Genomic DNA, 2,185 nt, shown 5'->3' on the forward strand with positions numbered 1-2,185 from the left:
GCGCCCAGAGCCGCTTAGGCCGCGTCGGCACGGCCGAGGAGGTCGCGGCGGCGGTGCTCTACCTCGCCACGCCGGAGGCGGCGATGGCGTCGGGCGCGGTGCTGGACCTCAACGGGGCGTCGCACCTGCGCTGAGCCGCGCCCCCGCCCGGCTCACCGCGCCTACCTCACCTCCTCCCGCCGCACCTCACCCCACTGCCGCGGGCGTCCACCCCAGCGCGGGCCCCAGCTTCCCGGCGATGTCGCTCAGGATCTGCTCGTAGTCCTCCTGCTCGAAGGTGAACGGCAGCGCGAACGCCACCTCCTCCACCTCCCGGAACCCGGCGTGCGCGCGCAGCCGCTCCGCGATCTGCTCCGAGGTCCCCACCAGGTCCGGCGCGAACAGCACCCGCCCCGGCCCCTGCGGCGCGCGCGTGCGCGGCAGCCGCGCCTGCGCGTACCGCTCGTACCGCTCCCGCTGCCCGGCGTCCGCGCTGTCCGTCGGCACCACCACCAGCCCCTGCGACACCCGCGCCGCGGCCCCGTCCGGGTGAGCCGCCCGGAACGCGCGGATGTGCGAGGCCTGCACCCGCGCGAAGTCCTCCGACTCCTCGGCCCGCACCACGCTGCTGGTCAGCAGGTTCACCCCGTTCTCCCCGGCCCACCGCGCCGACCCGAGGCTCCCGGCCCCGTACCAGACCCGCCCGGCCAGACCGGGGGAGTGCGGCTGCACCCGCCGGGAGAACTCCTCGATCCCCTCGGTGCCCTCGAACTCGCTCGCGGGCTCCCCGCGCAGGAACCCGAGCAGCCGCCGGGCCCGCTCGTGCCCGAGCTCCTCCACGTCCGCCGTCTCCGGGTACAGCGCGTCCTTCACCCGGTCGAACCCCATCGGCCTGCCCGCGCTGACCCCTGGGTTGAGCCGCCCGCCGGACAGCACGTCCACGGTCGCCAGGTCCTCGGCCAACCGCAGCGGGTTCTCCCAGCCGAGCGGGGTCACGGCCGTGCCCAGCGCGATCCGCTTGGTCCGCTGGGTCGCGGCGGCCAGCACCGCGACCGGCGACGAGATGCCGTGCTGGAGGTGCCGGTGCCGCACCCACGCGCTGTCGAAGCCGAGCCGCTCGCCCAGCTCCAGCACTCGCAGGGTCGACTCGTGCCCCTTGGCCGGGTCGTCCGGGTCGAACAGCCCGATGGTCAGGAAGCCGAGCTTGCGCAGCGGCTCGGACGGGAGCGGCACTGTGTCCTCCGCGGTGGTCCACGCGGGACGGTCGCCCGCGGGGGCGCGCTCACCGCGTCCCGATCACAGCCTGCCACCGCGGAACCGGTCGATCTCCCGCCGTTCCCGCTTCGTGGGACGCCCCGCGCCCCGGTCGCGGTGCGCGATCGGCACGGCGGCCTCGGGCGGCGGCTTGGGAGTGCGGTCGATGAAGCACGTGGACGCGGTCTCCGCGCCGACCCGCTTCTGGATGACCCGCACCACCTCGACGACCCGGTTGACCCCGTTGACCCGCGCCCGCACCTCGTCGCCGGGCACGACGACGGTCGCGGGCTTGGCGGGCCGGTCGTTGACGCGCACGTGCCCGCCCCGGCAGGCGTCCGCCGCGTCCGGGCGGGTCTTGGTCAGCCGGACCGCCCACAGCCAGCGGTCCACGCGGGTGGACTCCATCCCCCCATCATCCCGGCAACCCCGCCCGGAGCGGACACCACCCGCCGCGCGCGCCCCGCCGCCCCGGAACCGCCTGGTCACCGCGCCAAGCGGTCCCGGAAGCGTGAGCGCGCGCCGGAGCGGGTACCCCGCCGCCATCACGATCCGTGGAGGGCAGAGTGGGCTTCAGCAGCTTCGTCGGCGCGCTCTTCGTCGGTCTGGTCATCGGCGTGCTCGGCCGGTTGATCCGACCGGGGAAGCAGGACATCCCGATCTGGCTGACGATCGTCGTCGGCATCCTGGCCGCGTTCCTCGGCACGCTCGTCGCCGACGCGGCGGGCATCGGCGACACGCGGGGCTTCGACTGGATCGAGTTCTGCATCCAGCTCGCCCTGTCGGTGGTGGGCGTCGGCATCGCCGCGGGCGCCTACGGCAGGCGGAGCCTGCACTAGACCCTCTTCAGGGTCCCCAGGTCCCGGTGGGCGCGGATCCCAGGCCGCGCCGACCGGCAGGCCGGGCGCGCGCCCGGTGCGAACCGGCTGCGCGCGCCCGGTCGTGGCACCCC

Annotated in this window: 3 protein-coding genes and 1 pseudogene; 2 read left to right on the forward strand and 2 right to left on the reverse strand. The window is 75.7% G+C overall.

Annotated elements, in window-relative coordinates; translation table 11 throughout:
• Positions 1-134, forward strand: a pseudogene (locus tag ACTUAL_RS31060) (3-oxoacyl-ACP reductase); the annotation flags it as partial.
• Between the two features lie 52 nt (positions 135-186).
• Here ACTUAL_RS31060 and ACTUAL_RS31065 read toward each other — a convergent pair.
• Entirely contained in the window at positions 187-1,212 is a 1,026-nt protein-coding gene (locus ACTUAL_RS31065) for an LLM class flavin-dependent oxidoreductase (RefSeq protein WP_440902724.1), read from the reverse strand.
• A gap of 63 nt (positions 1,213-1,275) precedes the next feature.
• Positions 1,276-1,641: an RNA-binding S4 domain-containing protein gene (locus tag ACTUAL_RS31070; protein WP_440902725.1), complete on the reverse strand. Its 366-nt coding sequence runs from the start codon at positions 1,639-1,641 to the stop codon at positions 1,276-1,278.
• A 158-nt stretch (positions 1,642-1,799) separates the two neighbouring features.
• Here ACTUAL_RS31070 and ACTUAL_RS31075 point away from each other — a divergent pair, with 158 nt between their 5' ends.
• Positions 1,800-2,072 (forward strand): GlsB/YeaQ/YmgE family stress response membrane protein, encoded by a 273-nt coding sequence (locus tag ACTUAL_RS31075; protein ID WP_096492893.1) that lies wholly within the window; start codon positions 1,800-1,802, stop codon positions 2,070-2,072.
• Positions 2,073-2,185: the final 113 nt, after the last annotated feature.

This window comes from Actinosynnema sp. (assembly GCF_052038725.1).